At 69.5% G+C, this 16572-nt stretch carries 17 protein-coding genes and 2 riboswitches; of the genes, 11 read left to right on the plus strand and 6 right to left on the minus strand.

What is annotated here, in order from left to right; translation table 11 throughout:
• Nucleotides 1–72: 72 nt before the first annotated feature.
• The 7 genes from L0C25_RS06305 (at nt 73) to L0C25_RS06335 (ending at nt 5216) form a co-directional block, all read left to right on the plus strand.
• Nucleotides 73–1020, plus strand: coding sequence for an NAD(P)/FAD-dependent oxidoreductase (locus L0C25_RS06305; protein WP_271635585.1), 948 nt, complete (start codon nt 73–75; stop codon nt 1018–1020).
• Nucleotides 1021–1135: 115 nt separating this feature from the next.
• Nucleotides 1136–1579: a hypothetical protein gene (locus tag L0C25_RS06310; protein WP_271635586.1), complete on the plus strand. Its 444-nt coding sequence runs from the start codon at nt 1136–1138 to the stop codon at nt 1577–1579.
• A gap of 45 nt (nt 1580–1624) precedes the next feature.
• Nucleotides 1625–2062, plus strand: a complete 438-nt coding sequence (locus tag L0C25_RS06315) for a hypothetical protein (RefSeq protein ID WP_271635587.1) — start codon at nt 1625–1627, stop codon at nt 2060–2062.
• Nucleotides 2063–2120: 58 nt separating this feature from the next.
• A complete protein-coding gene (locus tag L0C25_RS06320) occupies nt 2121–3191 on the plus strand; it encodes a DNA polymerase domain-containing protein (RefSeq protein WP_271635588.1) in 1071 nt (356 codons plus the stop codon).
• A 9-nt stretch (nt 3192–3200) separates the two neighbouring features.
• Nucleotides 3201–3503: an MTH1187 family thiamine-binding protein gene (locus L0C25_RS06325; protein WP_271635589.1), complete on the plus strand. Its 303-nt coding sequence runs from the start codon at nt 3201–3203 to the stop codon at nt 3501–3503.
• A gap of 108 nt (nt 3504–3611) precedes the next feature.
• A complete protein-coding gene (locus L0C25_RS06330) occupies nt 3612–3812 on the plus strand; it encodes a hypothetical protein (RefSeq protein ID WP_271635590.1) in 201 nt (66 codons plus the stop codon).
• Nucleotides 3813–3956: 144 nt separating this feature from the next.
• Entirely contained in the window at nt 3957–5216 is a 1260-nt protein-coding gene (locus L0C25_RS06335; RefSeq protein WP_271635591.1) for a multidrug effflux MFS transporter, read from the plus strand.
• Nucleotides 5217–5231: 15 nt separating this feature from the next.
• On the opposite strand, the gene L0C25_RS06340 is transcribed toward L0C25_RS06335, so the two are convergent.
• The 5 genes from L0C25_RS06340 to L0C25_RS06360 all read right to left on the minus strand — a co-directional run bounded on the left by L0C25_RS06340 (nt 5232) and on the right by L0C25_RS06360 (nt 8692).
• Nucleotides 5232–5546 (minus strand): DMT family transporter, encoded by a 315-nt coding sequence (locus tag L0C25_RS06340; RefSeq protein WP_271635592.1) that lies wholly within the window; start codon nt 5544–5546, stop codon nt 5232–5234.
• 11 nt (nt 5547–5557) lie between these two features.
• Nucleotides 5558–5626: riboswitch (guanidine-III (ykkC-III) riboswitch) on the minus strand.
• Nucleotides 5627–5650: 24 nt separating this feature from the next.
• Nucleotides 5651–6115 carry a PGPGW domain-containing protein gene (locus L0C25_RS06345; RefSeq protein ID WP_271635593.1) on the minus strand — a complete coding sequence of 155 codons (465 nt, stop codon included), beginning with the start codon at nt 6113–6115 and terminating at the stop codon, nt 5651–5653.
• Nucleotides 6116–6214: 99 nt separating this feature from the next.
• Entirely contained in the window at nt 6215–6913 is a 699-nt protein-coding gene (locus L0C25_RS06350) for a metal-dependent transcriptional regulator (protein ID WP_271635595.1), read from the minus strand.
• A gap of 52 nt (nt 6914–6965) precedes the next feature.
• Nucleotides 6966–8135 (minus strand): hypothetical protein, encoded by a 1170-nt coding sequence (locus L0C25_RS06355; protein WP_271635596.1) that lies wholly within the window; start codon nt 8133–8135, stop codon nt 6966–6968.
• Nucleotides 8132–8692, minus strand: a complete 561-nt coding sequence (locus L0C25_RS06360; RefSeq protein ID WP_271635597.1) for a hypothetical protein — start codon at nt 8690–8692, stop codon at nt 8132–8134. The genes L0C25_RS06355 and L0C25_RS06360 overlap by 4 nt, the downstream gene beginning before the upstream one ends.
• A 151-nt stretch (nt 8693–8843) precedes the next feature.
• Here L0C25_RS06360 and L0C25_RS06365 point away from each other — a divergent pair, with 151 nt between their 5' ends.
• The 3 genes from L0C25_RS06365 to L0C25_RS06375 all read left to right on the plus strand — a co-directional run bounded on the left by L0C25_RS06365 (nt 8844) and on the right by L0C25_RS06375 (nt 11923).
• Nucleotides 8844–9581 carry a hypothetical protein gene (locus L0C25_RS06365; RefSeq protein WP_271635599.1) on the plus strand — a complete coding sequence of 246 codons (738 nt, stop codon included), beginning with the start codon at nt 8844–8846 and terminating at the stop codon, nt 9579–9581.
• Nucleotides 9578–11224: a glycoside hydrolase family 13 protein gene (locus L0C25_RS06370; protein ID WP_271635600.1), complete on the plus strand. Its 1647-nt coding sequence runs from the start codon at nt 9578–9580 to the stop codon at nt 11222–11224. The genes L0C25_RS06365 and L0C25_RS06370 overlap by 4 nt, the downstream gene beginning before the upstream one ends.
• Before the next feature lie 492 nt (nt 11225–11716).
• Nucleotides 11717–11923: an HNH endonuclease signature motif containing protein gene (locus tag L0C25_RS06375; protein ID WP_271636799.1), complete on the plus strand. Its 207-nt coding sequence runs from the start codon at nt 11717–11719 to the stop codon at nt 11921–11923.
• A gap of 64 nt (nt 11924–11987) precedes the next feature.
• Here the strand turns inward: L0C25_RS06375 and L0C25_RS06380 are convergent, their stop codons facing one another.
• Complete coding sequence (locus L0C25_RS06380) at nt 11988–13256, minus strand: MFS transporter (RefSeq protein WP_271635602.1); 1269 nt, start codon at nt 13254–13256, stop codon at nt 11988–11990.
• A 477-nt stretch (nt 13257–13733) separates the two neighbouring features.
• A riboswitch (cobalamin riboswitch) is annotated at nt 13734–13938 on the plus strand.
• Between the two features lie 271 nt (nt 13939–14209).
• Between L0C25_RS06380 and metE the strand changes: the two genes are divergently transcribed.
• Nucleotides 14210–16519 carry a 5-methyltetrahydropteroyltriglutamate--homocysteine S-methyltransferase gene (gene metE, locus L0C25_RS06385; protein ID WP_271635604.1) on the plus strand — a complete coding sequence of 770 codons (2310 nt, stop codon included), beginning with the start codon at nt 14210–14212 and terminating at the stop codon, nt 16517–16519.
• The last annotated feature ends 53 nt before the right edge of the window (nt 16520–16572 follow it).

A 16572-nucleotide genomic window follows, 5' to 3' on the forward strand; every position in this document is an offset into this window, starting at 1 on the left:
ACGCAAGATCATATGCCTAGAACGCAGGAGCTGCCTACCCTGAACGGAGAACGTCACGACCAGGGAGTGCACATGACAGACCAGCGCAGACACGACGTAGCGATCATCGGAGGAGGCGCGGCCGGACTCAGCGCCGCCGTGGCCCTGGCGAGGTCGCTGCGATCCGTGGTCGTCGTCGACGCCGGCGAGCCCCGCAACGCGCCCGCGGCCGGCGCGCACAACGTACTCGGACAGGACGGCATCGCACCGCTCGAACTGCTCGCGGCAGGAGCGCGCGAAGCGGAGTCGTACGGGGCAGAGATCCGACGTGGGTACGCCATCGCCGCACGGCGCGACGCCGACGGCTTCGAGCTCGATCTCGCCGACGGTACGACGATCGGCGCACGGCGGCTCCTTCTGGCCAGCGGCCTTGTCGACGAGCTTCCCGAGGTGCCGGGCGTACGCGAGCTGTGGGGCAAGAGCGTCGTGCACTGCCCGTACTGCCATGGCTGGGAGGTACGCGGTCAGCGCATCGGCGTGATCGGCACCAGTCCGATGAGCGTCCACCAGGCGCTGCTGTTCCGCCAGCTCAGCGACGACGTGACGCTGTTCGCCCACACGATGCCGCCCATCGACGACGAGACGGCCGAGCGGCTGGCCGCGCGCGACATCCGGCTGGTCGTGGGCAACGTCGACCGCCTTCGCGCCGACGGCGACCACCTGAACGCCGTCGTCGTCGACGGCAGGGACTTCCCGGTCGACGCCGCCGCCGTTGCACCACGGTTCATCGCGAGGAGCGACCTGTACGAGCAGCTCGGAGGCACTGTCACCGAGCATCCGATGGGCGTCTTCATCGAGACCGAACCCATGGGACGTACGCCCATCGCCGGAGTGTGGGCGGCAGGCAACGCGAGCGACCTCAGTGCGATGGTCGCAGCATCGAACGGCGCTGGCCTCGGTGCCGCCGCGGCGATCAACGCCGACCTGGTCGACGAGGACGCGGAGCTGGCCGTACGAGAGCGCGCGGCGATCGGCGCCTGACACCGGCCGACACCTCGTGGCAGTGCGCTGACAGCGATCCGGCAGCGGCGAGGCGCATCGTCGATCTCGCTTCGCCCGGCGGCCGTCGGGCACCGTCGGACAAGGAGTGGGACCGATGATCACCCGAACCATGAAACTGCTCGGGGTCGCGGCCTTCGCCGCCGCGAGCACCCTGTCGCTCGGTAGCGCCGCAGGCGCCGACGTACGCTCCGACGGCTGGGACCTCGTCCACTCCACCGATCCGACCGACGGAGATGCCGGCGGCGTTTCCATCTGGGAGTGGGCGCGGGCCGCGAAGAACGACCCGATTGCGGTCTCGGCGACCTTCGAGGCGTACGACGAGAAGCTCAGGATCGACGACGACTTCGACAACGACCGCCCGACGGTCGTCCGGCTATGGGTCGGCCGCAGCGGCCCGGCCGAGTTCTTCTCGACCGGCGACGGCAAGACCTTCGACCTGTCGTACAACGAGGGGCAGACCGTCCGGTTGCAGGTGTGCACCTCAGACACCCGGAACGCGACCTGCACCAAGGTGAAGAAGTACCCGGGCCGCACCTGATCGCGTTCACCAGAGGCGACACACATCCAGGAAGGAGTCAGGCAGATGATCAACCGCACCTTGAAGCTGCTCGGAGTCGCGGCGTTCGCGGCCGTCAGCACGGTGTCGTTCGGTGGCGCGGCCACCGCCGACGTAGACGCCAGAGAATGGGCCGACCTGTACGTTCGCAATCCGACCGACGGCGATGCCGGCGGCGTGTCCCTTACCGAGTCGATCATCGACGGCGAGGGAACGTCCGTGGCGGCCCAGTTCCTGGCGGAAGGCGAGAGGCTGATCGTCTACGACGACTACGACAATGACCGCAGCACGGTCGCGAGGCTTTGGGTCGACGGCCCCGGGCCCGAGGTCTTCTACTCCCGCGGGAGTCGCAAGGAGTTCGACCTCTCGTACGACGAGGGCGACACGGTCCATCTCCAGGTCTGCACGTCCGACAGCCTGCTCACAATCTGCACCGAGGTGAAGAAGGAGCCGGGCCGAACCTGAGTCGCACCCGCGCGCGCGGTCCCGGCCCGATGACGTACCGAACGTCTACGCTCAACCCATGGCGTCCCCTGCGACCGAGATCGAGGCCGGCGAGCGCGCCCTGCGCGTGTCGAACCCCGATCGGGTGATCTTCCCTGCGACCGACCGCACGCGAGCGGTGACGAAGCTCGACGTGGTGCAGTATTACCTCTCGGTCGGCGACGGCATCCTGCGCGCGCTACGCAACCGGCCGACGACGTTGGAGCGATGGCCGAAGGGCGTACTCGAGGGGTTGGCGCTGTCGACCCGCCAGGATCACGGTGGCGACGCGTTCTATCAGAAGCGCATCCCGCGGGGCGCACCCTCGTACGTCGAGACCGCACGTATCCAGTTTCCGTCCGGCAGGTTCGCGGACGAGGTGTGCCCGACGGAGCTCGCGGTGCCCGCGTGGGCAGCCCAGATGGGCACCGTCACCTTCCACCCCTGGCCCGTACGCAAGGGCGACGTCGACCACCCCGATGAACTGCGCATCGATCTCGACCCGCAGCCCGGCACCGACTTCCACGACGCCGTCCGCGTCGCGGGCGCCGCTCGTACGCTGCTCGACGACCTCGGCATCACCGGGTTTCCCAAGACGAGCGGCAACCGGGGCGTCCACATCTACGTACGCATCGAGCCGCGCTGGACATTCACCGACGTCCGGCACGCCGCGATCGCGTTCGGCCGCGAGCTCGAGCGGCGTACGCCCGGTGTCACGACCAAGTGGTGGAAGGAGGAGCGCGGCGAGACGGTATTCGTCGACTACAACCAGAACAGCCGCGACCGCACGATCGCCAGCGCCTACAGCCTCCGCTCGAAGCCCGGCGCTCCCGTCTCGACGCCGGTCACGTGGGACGAGCTGCCGACTGTCGAAGAGCCGGCGGAGCTGAACCTGCTGACCGTGCCGGCGCGGTTCGCAGAGCTCGGCGACCTCCATGCGGCTATCGACGACACGGCGTACTCGATCGAGCCGCTGCTCGAGCTGTACGAGCGCGACGAGGCCGACGGCCTCGGCGACATGCCCTATCCGCCGGACTACCCGAAGATGCCCGGCGAGCCGAAGCGCGTGCAGCCGAGCCGCGACACCGACCGGTTGATCACTGACCAATAGGCTGGCCCCATGCTTGTCGCCTTCAGCATCAGTCCATCGGCCGCCGACGAGTCGGGCAGCGTGAGTGCCGCCGTCGCCGAGGTCGTCAAGGTCGTACGCGAGTCCGGGCTCCCCTGCGAGACGAACGCGATGTTCACCAATATCGAGGGCGAGTGGGACGAGGTGATGGCGGTGGTCAAACGCGCCGTGGACATCGTCGCCGAGGCGTCACCGCGCGTCGGGCTCGTACTGAAGGCCGACATCCGGCCGGGCTATACGGGCCAGCTCACCGCGAAGGTCGAGCGGGTCGAGCGGCATCTGGCGGCCGAGTAGGCCGTCCGGCCCCGTGGGCATGACGTCCGAGCGCAAAACGCCGGCGTGTCGCCGCCCCAACGTCATGCTCACGGGGCGGCCACCGGCGCGCTCGTCACCGGGATCGCGATGACCGGCATCGCCTCGGCCTCCGACGACGTGGCCGATGTCGACAACGCGAAGATCGGCGTCAAGCTGGTCATCGCCCTCGTCGTCGCGGGTCTTGCATTCGTCGGCCAGCGCGAGAAGGACGTACCGAAGCCGATGATCCTCAACGCACTCGGGGCGCTCGCCGTGGTCAACGTGTGCGTCGCGGTCCTTTGGACCTGAGATGACACGTCTCTGGACCTGAGATGACAGGTCTCCGGACCTGAGCGAATCCACGTCCCGGCAAGGTGCTTCTCGCGGGTCGGCGTGACGGAGCACACGCTCGGGCGGGAATAGTTGGTTGGTACATGCAGTTAAGTTTCTAGCGTGAGAGTAGACCCGACCGAGCAGCCGATCCTGCCGCCCTCCGCTGTCGCGGCACCGCCCGCTCCTATCGCACCGACCGGCCGGGCGTACGTCCAACTGGTCATCGTGCTCGGCGCGCTGATCGGCCTCGGGCCGCTCACGATCGACATGTACCTCCCGGCGCTGCCGGCCCTGCAGGACGATCTGGGCGTCACCGAGTCGGCGACCCAGCTCACCCTCACCGGCATGCTCGCCGGACTCGCAGTCGGGCAGCTCATCATCGGTCCGATCTCCGACTCGGTCGGGCGTCGCCGACCGCTGCTGATCGGGATCTCGGTTCACGTGCTCGCGTCGGTACTCTGCCTGCTCGCGCCCGGCATCGTGACGCTTACCGCCGCCCGCGTCATCCAGGGGTTCGCCGGTGCGGCGCTCGGCGTCAGCGCGATGGCGACGGTGCGAGACCTGTTCAGCGGCGTCGCCGCGGCGCGGGTGCTGTCGCGGCTGATGCTGGTGATGGGAGCGGCCCCCGTACTCGCGCCGACCCTCGGCGGGCTCGTCCTCGAGTGGACCAACTGGCGCGGGATCTTCGCGGTGCTCGGCGCAGCCGGCGTGGTGCTGGTGACCGTCGCGTTCTTCGGGCTCAAGGAGACCCTGCCGGTCTCACGCCGCCGCTCGCTGCGCCTGCGCTCGACGCTGCGCACGTACGGCACCTTGCTCCGTGACGTTCCGTTCGTCGCGCTGATCCTGGTCGCGGGCACGATGATGTCGGCGATGTTCGCGTACGTGAGCGGGTCGTCCTTCGTACTGCAGGACGTCTACGGGCTGAGCGAGCGTGCGTTCGCGATCGTGTTCGGTGTCAACGCGCTCGGCATCATCGTGTTCACCCAGCTCAACCCCGTACTGCTGAAGAGGTACGCCCCACAGCAGATCCTGGGCGTCGCAACCGTGCTGGCGGCCGCGTCCGCGGCCGTCCTGGTGACCGCCGCGATCACCGAGGTCGGCGGGCTCGCGACCATCCTGCCGCCGCTCGCGATGATCATCGCGTCGTGCGGCCTCGCGCTGCCGAACACGCCGGCGCTCGCGCTGTCGCGCCACGGCGAGGCCGCCGGCACCGCGGCCGCGATGTTGGGCTGCGTCCAGTTCGGCATCGGCGCCGTTGTCGCCCCGCTGGTCGGTGCCTTCGCCAACGGCACGGCGGTGCCGATGGCGATGGTCATGCTCGTCGTCACGTCCACCGCGGCGGTCATCGTGCACACGGTGGTCCGGCGCGCGTACGCCTGACCCACGCACCGACGCCTAGTGCAGGACCTTCAGCCCGACGACCCCGCCGACGATCAGCACCAGGCAGAGCAGCCGCGCGATCGTCGCCGGCTCGTCGAGGGCGACCATCCCGTAGATCGCGGTACCCACCGCGCCGATGCCCACCCACACGGCGTACGCGGTGCCGACCGGCAGCGACTTCAGCGAGTACGCGAGCCCGCCCATGCTCACCGCGAGCGCGACCGCGAAGACGATCGACGCGACGGGCCGCGAGAAGCCCTTGGACTCCGCCAGCGCGGTTGCCCACACGGTTTCGAACATGCCGGAGACGACCAGAACGATCCATGACATGAGGCACTCCCAGGACACCGTCTTGTCGCGTTTCCGGGTACGGTGCGCTCGTCCGGGAGTCGGCAGAGTGGCCGCCTCTAGCTCAATTCTAGCAAGGCGTTGCGCTACGTCGGACCGACGGCTTTCGCCTTGCGGAAGCGGTTCTCCTTGTGGAAGCGCCGGTAGCTGTAGCCGAGCAGGAAGAACGCGATGAAGCTGGACGCGATCATGCTCACCCCGGTGACAACGCCGCCGAACGGCAAGTGGTTACCGATGATCCAGACCTCCGGGATCGTCGGGTCGATGATCCAGACGATGCCGGCAATGAACACGCCGACCGCGCCCGCAGCACTGATCAAGATCCGAAACCAATTCGCGACGCCGTACTCGGCGGCATCCATCGCCTTGTCGCGGATGAAGTCGACGCGGCGCGCGGCCCACTCGAACTCCAGCGCCAGCACGGCGACGCCGGCGAACATGATGAGCAACCCCGGCCCGGGCAACACCAGGCCGGCGATACCGACGAGCAGCAGCAGGACCCCGAGCGCGGCGAACAGAATCTTGCGAGCGAAACGCCAGGATCCACGCATCTCATTGCCCCGACGCGACGATCAACATACGAGCGGACGCGCCCGTCGTACGTCGGGTTGGAACGTGGTCACCCCTGTGCATGGTCTCTCTCGCAGTCGTCAGAGCTTCTCGACGAGGATGTGCTTCGCGGCTTCGTCGTCGATGTCCGCCGACTCGCCGTTCGCGCCCTCGACGAGCACTCCCGTGTCGGTGATGCTCGCGACGACCCGGTCGCCCGGGAGTACGCCGACGCGACGCATCAGCGCCAGCACCTCGATGTCGACCTGGAGCGGCTCGGCGATGCGCCGGACGACCAGCTCGGTCGGCGACGGGCCGGCGGCACGGGCGGCATCGGGAAGCGGCGCGACACCGCTGAGCAGGTCTTCGTGTACGACCGTCTCGCCGAACTCGTCGAGCCCGGGGATCGGGGTGCCGTACGGGGACTCGACGGGGTGCTTGAGCAGCTCGAGGAGGTGGCGCTCCACCCGCTCGGACATCACGTGCTCCCACCGGCACGCCTCGTCGTGGACGTACTCGATCTCGAGCCCGACGACGTCGGTGAGCAGCCGCTCGGCGAGGCGGTGCTTGCGCATGACCCGGGTCGCGAGCTGACGGCCCTTGTCGGAGAACTCGAGGTGCCGATCGCCCTCGACGCTGAGCAGCCCGTCACGCTCCATCCGGGCGACCGTCTGACTCACGGTCGGCCCGCTCTGCTGCAGGCGCTCGGCGATTCGGGCTCGCAGCGGCACCACGCCTTCTTCGATCAGCTCGTAGACGGCCTTGAGGTACATTTCGGTGGTGTCGATCAGGTCACTCACACCCCCATTGTGACCTATGGCGCCGACAGACGCCCACGCCCGTACGACCGGGTCATTCGATCACGCTGTCGGGCACCGGGAAGTTCACCGCTTCGCCGTCGAGAACCGTCAGATCCTGCTTGACGAGCATGTCGTAGCCTCCGCCGAGCGGCTGCATCCCCCCGCCGCGGCGAGAGTACGAGACCTCCCAGGTCACGGTGATCTCCGGCCTGAACACGAACCTGTCGCCTTCGAGGTACGCGTCGGCGGTGCTGATCTCCGGCGCCGCCGCCGACGACCGCTCGAAGACGAAGTAGCAGTCGCTCCTCTGCTCCTCGTGCCGTGGCGGCTTGCTCTCGTCGTACGCGAGCTTGCGCGGGTCGGGGCTGCACGTCTTCGCCGGCATGCCCTCGATCTTGGGATCGATCCGCATCGACGTCGCCCGTGCCTGCATCACCATGCCGCGGTTGACGTGTCGCACGAACGGCCCGCCACCGTCGACGTTCTCGTACGGTCCTTCGTTGACCGTGTCGCGGCTCTCCGGATCGAACCAGTCGAAGGTGAAGTACGCCTCCTGGTTGGCGAGCGGGAACGTCTTGGGCTCGACCCGAAGCATCGGCAGCGGGTACATCGTCTGCCGCGAGTTCCACAGGAAGTCCGACAGCTCGGTGTCGTGGTAGGTGGTGTCCATGTCCTTGTCGACGAGGACCAGGTCCATGATGATCCGGCGGTCGTCCCCGCCGTCCCACTCGAACCAGTTGATCGCCGTCAGGCAGGTGCGCAGCTGCCACATCTCCTCGTCCGGCGACGGGTTCTCGGGCACCTGGACACCGGGCGGCGGGTCTTCGTACCGGCAGTTCTCGAACTTCATGCCGGGGTAGCGATCGATCAGCGGCTCGAGGGTGCCACCGCCGGTGCCACTCGTGCAGTACGAGCCCATCCCCGCCTGGTTCGCGTACACGCCGCAGACAGTGTCGCCGCCGTCGTTGTAGTTGTCGGTCGTGCCGCCGCTGGACGACGAAGCCCGTGCCTGAGTGCTGATCTTGGCCTGCGGCACCGTGCGGACGGGCGCGCCGCCGAGCTCGCCGTACATGCCGCCCGACGGCGCCGTACGTGGCGCTGCGGCGCTCGGCGTACCGGCTGGGACACTCGTAGCACCGGACGAAACGGCGGCGAGGCCGGCGGCGACGACGCAGCCGGCGACGGCGGCCGACAGCCGTCGGACGACGGATCCGAACGTCATGGTCTGTTCCCCTCGCAGTCCTCTCGTGTCGATAGCCCGGCGACGCTCCAGCCACCATCCTGCCCCGACCGGCGGCTCATCCGCACCTCGACGCCCATCCAGTGAGCAGGCCGGTCGGCGACGCGCTCACCCGACGCCCGCTCGCGGTAGTCGAACGTAGGGCTCCACAAACACACGCCGAGGATAGCGGCCCGCGGGGTCGAGCGGATCGACTGCAGCCTGCCGACCATGCGCCGAGGCACCGTGTAGTCGGCCTCCTCGACGGTCGACAGGGACCGCTCGACCGTCTCCACGGGCGCCTCTGCCGCGCCTCGCCGAGTCGCCTCGGTGAGGGTTCGGTCGCGCAGCGATGTCGTCGCCGCGCGCTGCCACGCGACGTACGAGTCGACGGCGGGATCGCGATCTGCGCTCGACACCGCGAGATCGAAGACGACCTTGCCCGGTGGCGGCTCGAAGCCGTCGGACGCGTGGGTCGCCGCGGTCGACGGCGAGGCGTCGTCGTTGTCTGAGGCCGAGGACCCACCGCCGCAGGCGGCGACGAGCAGGCACGTGGCCACGCAGGCGACGACGCTTGTCGACGCTGACGACATCTGGCCCCCGGAGCGGATCGCGGCGATCGGTTCGCATCCAGCGTAGGGCGACCCGTTCGGCTGTCAACGGCGCTGCCCTGGGGTCGGCCGCACCCTGCCCGGTGTCTACGCTGGTTCGGTGACCGAGATCCTCCCGGCAACGACCCGCATCGAGGGCCGGTTCAACGGTCCCAACCGCTCCGGCAACGGCGGGTACGTCGCCGGGCTCGTCGGGAGCAGGATCCCCGGCTCGACCGGTGCTGCGGCGACCGTCGACCTGCGTACGCCTCCCCCGCTCGACCACGACCTCGGCTGGCAGGTACGCGGCGACGAGCTCGACCTGGTCGACGGCGAGACCGTCGTGGCGTCGGGCCGGCCGGGCACGCTCGACGCCGACGACCCGTTGGTCGCGGCCGTCGACCGCGATCTGGCCGCCGCGGCGCGAGACGCGTACGAGGGCTACGACGAGCACCCGTTCCCGCGCTGCTTCACCTGCGGCACCGACCGCGAACCCGGAGACGGACTCCGGGTGTTCAGCGGTCCATTGCCCGACGGCCGGATGGCGTGCCCGTGGGTTCCGCACGAGGCCTTCGGCGATGCCGAGGGGCTGCTCGCACCGGCATACACGTGGGCCGCGCTCGACTGCCCCGGCGGGTGGGCGGCGCACATCAAGGAGAAGCCGATGGTGCTCGCGCGGATGACCGCCGCGCTGTACCGACGTCCGCGCATCGGCGAGGAGTGCGTCGTACTCGGGGCGCTGCGTGGCGTCGAACGACGCAAGAACCACGCCGCGACGGCGCTGTACGCGGCCGACGGCGAGCTCCTCGGCCGCGCCGAGCAGATCTGGATCACCATCGACATCGCGGAGTTCGCTTGACGGCGCGGTCGAGCCGGACACGACCCGCGCCGTGGTGGCGGCACGCGGTCTGCTACCAGATCTACGTACGCAGCTTCGCCGATGCCGACGGCGACGGTGTCGGGGACCTGGCCGGTATCACCTCCCGCATCCCGTACCTCGCCGATCTCGGCGTGGACGCCGTGTGGCTCACGCCGTTCTACACGTCTCCGCAGGCCGACCACGGGTACGACGTCGCCGACTACCGCACCGTCGATCCGCTGTTCGGCGATCTGGCCGCCTTCGACGCGATGGTCGCGCAGGCGCACCGGCACGGCATCCGCACCATCGTCGATATCGTCCCGAACCACTCGTCGACGGAGCATCCGTGGTTCCGCGCGGCGCTCGCGGCACCGGACGCACCCGAACGCGACCGGTACGTATTTCACCGCGGACGCGGCGAGGACGGCGCGGAGCCGCCGAACAACTGGCGCTCGATGTTCGGCGGGCCGGCATGGTCTCGGGTCGACGACGGCTCGTGGTACCTGCACCTCTTCGACTCCTCGCAGCCCGACTTCAACTGGGAGAACCCGGTCGTCGGCGACGAGTTCGAGTCGGTGCTGCGGTTCTGGCTCGACCGCGGAGCAGACGGCTTTCGCATCGACGTCGGACACGGCCTGTTCAAGGCGGCCGGGCTTCCCGACACCCCGACGGTCGTCGACGACGACGCGATCGAGTCCGACCCGAGTCGGTGGGACCGTCCGTACTGGGACCAGCCCGGAGTCCACGACGTGTATCGGCGCTGGCATCGCGTTCTCGCCGAGTATCCCGGCGACCGGATGGCGATCGCAGAGGCGTGGACCTCGTCGCCCGAGGCGATGGCCCGCTACATCCGCCCCGACGAGCTGCAGCAGTGCTTCAACTTCCACTGGCTCGAAGCCGACTGGTCGGCCGCACAGTTCCGCGGCGTGATCGAGGCGACGTACGACGCCGTCGACCTGGTCGGTGCTCCGCCGACCTGGGTGCTCTCGAACCACGACGTCACGCGCACCGTGACGCGCTACGGCGGCGGGTCGGTCGGGCTCGCGCGGGCGCGCGCGGCCCTGCTGGCAATGCTCGGCCTGCCCGGTTCTGCGTACCTGTACGCGGGCGAGGAGCTCGGTCTCCCGCAGGTCGTGGTGGCGCCGGAGGCGCGTCGGGATCCGACCTGGCTGCGCGGCGGCGGTGACGGACGCGACGGCTGCCGAGTGCCCCTGCCGTGGTCGGGTACGGCCGCGCCGTTCGGGTTCGGCCCGGGACTCGGACAACCGTGGCTTCCGCAGCCCGACGACTTCGCGACGCTGAGCGTCGAGGCGCAACGCACCGATCCGGCGTCGACGTTGAACCTCGTACGTACGGCACTGCGCGAACGGCGGCGGCTGCTGCCGACGCTGCCCGACCGGATCGAGCCGGTCGACCGCGGCGCGAACGTGCTCGCGTACCGCCGCGGCCCTCTGACCTGCATCGTCAACTGCGGCGCCGAGCCCGTCGATGTCTCCGACCTCGGCGTCTCCGACCTCGCCGAGCCGCTCCTCGTTTCGACCGGTGACGTCGGTGCACTCGGTGCACTCGGTGGACTCGGCGGGCGCGGCGGACTCGGCGGGCGCCTGCCGCCCGACGCGGCCGCGTGGTTCCACTCGCGCTGAGCGCGGGTCGGGTGTGGCGCTCCGTACGTTCGGTTCCGCCTATCGGCTTTCCTCCTCCTTCGGTTGCCGCCTATCGGCTTTCCGTGCGCCGGGGTTCTGTTCGTACGCGGCGACGACGGAGGCGCACGGTGGCCGCCGTCGCTCGTCGGCTTTCCGCTTCCTTCGGTTCCGCCTATCGGCTTTGCGTGCGCTGGCGCCTCCGATCGTGCGCCGACGAAGGAATCTGCACTTGGCCCGGTATAGGCGGCCAAAGGCAGATTCTCTGGCTGCCTGCTTCTCCTTAAAAATAAGGCGAAACCGCCTCCCGGCGCCGAACCCGCCACCCTCGCAGGATTCGGCACCATCGGCAGCCAGCTGCTCGGGTATCTGACCTGCGGCGCCGACCTGACCGGTCTGTTGACCCACGGGCAGACATCCGGTCCTGTCCCGCAGGCCGACGTGGTCAATGTCGGCCGTACCAACCGACTCGCCACCCGGGCCCAGCGGCATGCCGTGATCGCCCGCCAAGACGGTGTCTGTGCGAACCCCGGCTGCGGTCTCACCCACCTCGAGATCCACCACGTCGCCTGGTGGGGACGCGATCACGGCAACACCGACCTCGAAAATCTGATCGGGATTTGCTCCCGGTGCCATCACCTGGTGCACCAGAACAGGCTCACCATCCGCCCCGACGGACACGGTCCACCGACGCGGACCTGACACCCCGCGCCGTGCCCGACAGCCCGCCCACCGCAGGCCCAACGGCATGCCCGAGATGCACCGCTCACGGGGTCGGATGGCGGGAGTCGTACGCCAGGAACCTCCGCCTCGTCGCGACCACGATCAGCACCGCGGCGATGCACGCGCAGCCGCCGATCGCCATCGCCGCGGGCTCACCGAAGAGGCCGGCGCTCGCCCCGATCACGAAGTCGCCCAACCTCGGTCCGCCGGCGACGACGACGGTGAACACACCCTGCAAGCGCCCGCGCAACGCATCCGGCGTCGCCGACTGCAGTATCGTCGAGCGGTACGACGAGCTGATCATGTCGGCAGATCCGGACAGCGCGAAGCACACGACCCCGAGCACCACGAGTCCCGGCAGCCCGATCGCGGCGAAGCCGGCCAGCGCCACGGCCATCGCGTACGCGACGATCGCGACGACCACGGCAACGCCGTGTCGGTGTACCCGTCCGATCCAACCCGACACCAGGAACGCCAGCAGCGAACCGATCGCGGGTGACGCCTGCAGCAGGCCGAGCGTCGACGCGTTGCCGCCGTACACGGTCAGGGCGAGCGCGGGGAACAGCGCCCGCGGTTGGGCGAGCACCATCGCGCAGAGGTCGAGTACGAACGTCATGCGCAGGTTCGGCGCCGTACGCAGGAACCGCAGACCGTCGACCACCGAGCGCAGTCCGGGCGCCTTGGCCGGGCCGTTCAAGGGTGGCACCGCGGGCAGTCGAAGCAGCGCGTACATCGCGGCGGTGAACGTCACGGCGTCCACCGCGTACGTCACCTCCACGCCGTGCCAGGCGATCAGAACTCCCGCGGTGAGCGGACCGATGGTGAAGCCGAGGTTGAACGACGCCATCGACAGCGCGTTCGCCGCGGGCAGCAGCTCGGCCGGCAGCAGCCGCGGGATGATCGCGGAGCGTGCCGGGCTGTTGACCGCGAAGCACGCCGACTGCAACGCGACCAACGCGTAGAGCAGCCCAACCGACTCCCAGTCCAGCACCGCCTGCATGACAAGGACGCCGGAGCAGATCCACAGACCCGCCGACGCGACCAGCGCGACGCGCCTGCGGTCGTACGCATCGACGAGCGCCCCGCCGTACAGCCCGAACGCGATGAGCGGCACGAGCCCGTACAGGCCGACCAGGCCGACCGAGTACGAGGAGTGCGTGAGCACGTACACCTGGTACGCGATCGTCACGCCGGTCATCTGCTGGCCGAGCTGCGCGACGGTGAGCCCGAACCAGAGTCTGCGGAAGTCTGGTGACCGGCGCAGCGGCCGAATGTCGGTGGCGACCCGACCGAGCCGCGCGACAACCCCCACGGCCGACATCGTACGGTCCCGCCCACCCGGCCCGTTCGCGGTCGGCGTACCGCGACCACCGGAAATGTGCTTGTCCGGCTGAACGCCGGGGCGTAGCGTCGTGCTTACACGGGAAGGAGGTGGTCCAGTTAATGTTTGACTCTTGGACACGTGAGGTGGCTGTCCGCTAGCCGCTGACGCGTCGGGACTACTGCTGACGTGGTGTACACGTGGCGGCGAATCCCCGACAGTCACCCGGCCCGCAGGGGGTTGCGTGAGTCCGCGCGACCATTCCAACCCTGCGGGCCGTCCCATGTCCGCAGACCGGTACCTCGGAACAGACGAAACTCGGCGTCCCGGGTACGGCCCCGTGGTCCGCGCCCGCAACGCCGAGTCCCCGATTTCGTTGCGTGACTTCATCATCACGCTCCGTACGCGTTTCCGCATCTCGAAAGCGTCCGGATCGCAAGATGGGTGTCCAGGTCGAGGGACGCGGCCTAACCTGGAGACGCAGCTGGTTCGGCCGATCCGCCCGCGGATCGGTCGCTAAGAGGGAACCCGGTGTGAGTCCGGGACTGCCCCGCAGCGGTGAACGGGAACGAACGTCGCCATCGGCACTGGGTCGAAAGGCCCGGGAAGCGGCGACCAGTAGGCATGCGTCACGCCCGTGAGTCCGAAGACCTGCCAGCGCACCGGGCACCGAACGCCCGGTGGCTCGTGGGCAGACCGTGTCTGCTCATTCGGCGTCGAACAGGGAGCGGGTCTCCGCGCCCGATCCGGCAAGGCGTAGGAGCGACAATGGAGCTGATCCTCCCTTGAGCGACTGCAACGCAGCCGGTCGGGATGTGGAGGCACGCGAGCCGACGGCGGATGAGTGGACGCGGTCTGAGGCGGAAGATCGCGGCGGCCGTGCGTGCTGCTGCACACCTTTCGCCACGGGCGGCTACCGACAAGCTCGCGAGGGTTGAGCAGATATGACGACAGAATCCCCCATCGGCGCCACCGTCCTCGGCTATCCGCGCATCGGACGCGATCGAGAGCTCAAGCGGGCGCTCGAGGCGTACTGGGCGGGCGACGAGGACGCGACCCACCTGCACGCGGTCGCCGAGGCGACCCGCATCGACGCACTCGACACCATGACCGCCGGCGGCCTCGACTCCGTCCCGGTCAATACGTTCTCGTGGTACGACCACATCCTCGACACGAGCGTGCTGGTCGGCGCGACGCCCGAGCGCTTCGCCGCGGTCGAGCCGAGCGGCGACCTCCTGGCCGGGTTCGACGCCGCGACCTACTTCGCAATGGCGCGTGGCGTCGCGGACGTACCGCCGCTCGAGATGACGAAATGGTTCGACACGAACTACCACTACCTGGTGCCGGAGATCTCGCCGGACACCGTCTTCGCCCTGCGGGCGGACAAGCCGTTGCAGGAGTACGCCGAGGCGTCCGCTCGGGGCGTCAACGCTCGCCCGGTCGTGGTCGGACCGTTGACGTTCCTGCGGCTCGCGAAGGCCGCCGACGGCGCACCGGCCGGTTTCGACCCGCTCGACCGGCTCGACGACCTCGTCGGCGTCTACGCGGAGCTGCTCTCCGTCTTCGCCGAGGCGGGTGTCGAGTGGGTACAGCTCGACGAGCCCGCTGCCGTCCTCGACCTCGACCCGGAGGAGCTGAGCCGGCTGCAGCGGGCGTACGAGCGGCTCGGCGCGATCGAGGGTCGCCCGAAGCTACTGGTTTCGACGTACTTCGCCGATCCGGCAGGGGCGCTGCCGGCACTGGCGGCCACTCCGATCGACGCGATCGGGATCGACATCGTGCGTGGCACGACCGTCGCGGGTGTCGCCGGGGTGCCCGGCATCGCCGACAAGACTCTCGTGCTCGGCGCCGTCGACGGGCGCAACGTGTGGCGTACCGACCTGCGTCGGCGACTCGGTGAGCTGGTGCCGTTCCTCGGCGCCGCCGGGGCGATCGCGGTCGGCACGTCCTGCTCGTTGCTGCACGTGCCGTACGACGTCGAGCGCGAGACCGGGCTGCCCGAAGGCCTGCGCGAGTCACTTGCGTTCGCCGACCAGAAGATCGCCGAGGTCGTCGCCCTGCAACGTGCGTTGACGCACGGGGCAGATGCCGTACGCGCGACCCTCGACACTTCCGACCGGGCAGCGGCCGGCCGCGCAAGCATTCCGGGCGTACGCGACGAGGCGGTCCGGCAACGGCTCGCACTCGTCGACACCGAACAGCGCCAGCGCCCGGCGCGGGCCGAGCGCGCCACGGCGCAGGCGGAGCGGTTCGACCTTCCCGCGCTGCCGACGACGACGATCGGCTCCTTCCCGCAGACCGCAGGCGTACGCGCCGCGCGGGCGCAGCTGCGCGCGGGCACGATCGGCGACGACGAGTACGTCAAGCGGATGCACGCGGAGATCCGGCGCGTGATCGACCTGCAGGAGCGCGTCGGTCTCGACGTGCTCGTGCACGGCGAGCCCGAGCGAAACGACATGGTGCAGTACTTCGCGGAACGGCTCGCCGGGTATGCGGCCACGACGTTTGGCTGGGTGCAGTCGTACGGCTCGCGATGCGTACGACCGCCCATCCTGTACGGCGATGTGGTGCGCCGCGACCCGATCACCGTCGGCTGGACCCAGTACGCGAGCGCGTGCACGACGAAGCCGGTCAAGGGCATGCTCACGGGCCCGGTGACCATGCTGGCGTGGTCGTTCGTGCGTGACGACCAGCCGCGCTCGGTGACGGCCGACCAGGTCGCGCTCGCGTTGCGCGACGAGGTTGCCGACCTCGAGCATGCCGGCGTCGGCATCGTGCAGGTCGACGAGCCCGCGTTGCGCGAGCTGCTCCCGTTGCACGTCCGCGATCGGAAGGCGTACCTCTCGTGGGCGGTCGACGCGTTCCGGCTCGCGACGAGCGGAGTCGCGACGTCGACGCAGATCCACACGCATCTCTGCTACTCCGAGTTCGGCGACATCGTCGAGGCCATCGACGGGCTCGACGCCGACGTCACGAGCATCGAGGCGGCGCGCTCGCGGATGGAGGTGCTCGGCGACCTGACCGCACGCGGGTTCGGCGGCAAGGTCGGGCCGGGCGTGTACGACATCCACTCGCCGCGCGTACCCGAGGTCGCCGAAGTATCGGCGCTGCTCACCGCGGCGCTCGACTCGGTGCCCGTCGACGGGCTATGGGTCAATCCCGACTGCGGGCTGAAGACCCGCACGTACCCCGAGGTCGAGGCGGCGCTGACCAACCTGGTCGCTGCGGCGCGACGTGCCCGCGACGCTCTGTAGGACCAACGCCCCGTGGGCCGCACGTAAGTGCGGAAACACGCCGGCGTGTCGCA

Source organism: Solicola gregarius (assembly GCF_025790165.1).
Classification (GTDB): domain Bacteria; phylum Actinomycetota; class Actinomycetes; order Propionibacteriales; family Nocardioidaceae; genus Solicola; species Solicola gregarius.

Coding starts and splice junctions, on each gene's coding strand:
- L0C25_RS06315 (WP_271635587.1), top strand. CDS start 1,625: ATGATCAACCGCACCTTGAAGCTGCTCGGAGTCGCGGCGTTCGCGGCC.
- L0C25_RS06330 (WP_271635590.1), top strand. CDS start 3,612: ATGACCGGCATCGCCTCGGCCTCCGACGACGTGGCCGATGTCGACAAC.
- L0C25_RS06310 (WP_271635586.1), top strand. CDS start 1,136: ATGATCACCCGAACCATGAAACTGCTCGGGGTCGCGGCCTTCGCCGCC.
- L0C25_RS06345 (WP_271635593.1), bottom strand. CDS start 6,115: ATGCGTGGATCCTGGCGTTTCGCTCGCAAGATTCTGTTCGCCGCGCTC.
- L0C25_RS06340 (WP_271635592.1), bottom strand. CDS start 5,546: ATGTCATGGATCGTTCTGGTCGTCTCCGGCATGTTCGAAACCGTGTGG.
- L0C25_RS06320 (WP_271635588.1), top strand. CDS start 2,121: ATGGCGTCCCCTGCGACCGAGATCGAGGCCGGCGAGCGCGCCCTGCGC.
- L0C25_RS06305 (WP_271635585.1), top strand. CDS start 73: ATGACAGACCAGCGCAGACACGACGTAGCGATCATCGGAGGAGGCGCG.
- metE (WP_271635604.1), top strand. CDS start 14,210: ATGACGACAGAATCCCCCATCGGCGCCACCGTCCTCGGCTATCCGCGC.
- L0C25_RS06355 (WP_271635596.1), bottom strand. CDS start 8,135: ATGACGTTCGGATCCGTCGTCCGACGGCTGTCGGCCGCCGTCGCCGGC.
- L0C25_RS06325 (WP_271635589.1), top strand. CDS start 3,201: ATGCTTGTCGCCTTCAGCATCAGTCCATCGGCCGCCGACGAGTCGGGC.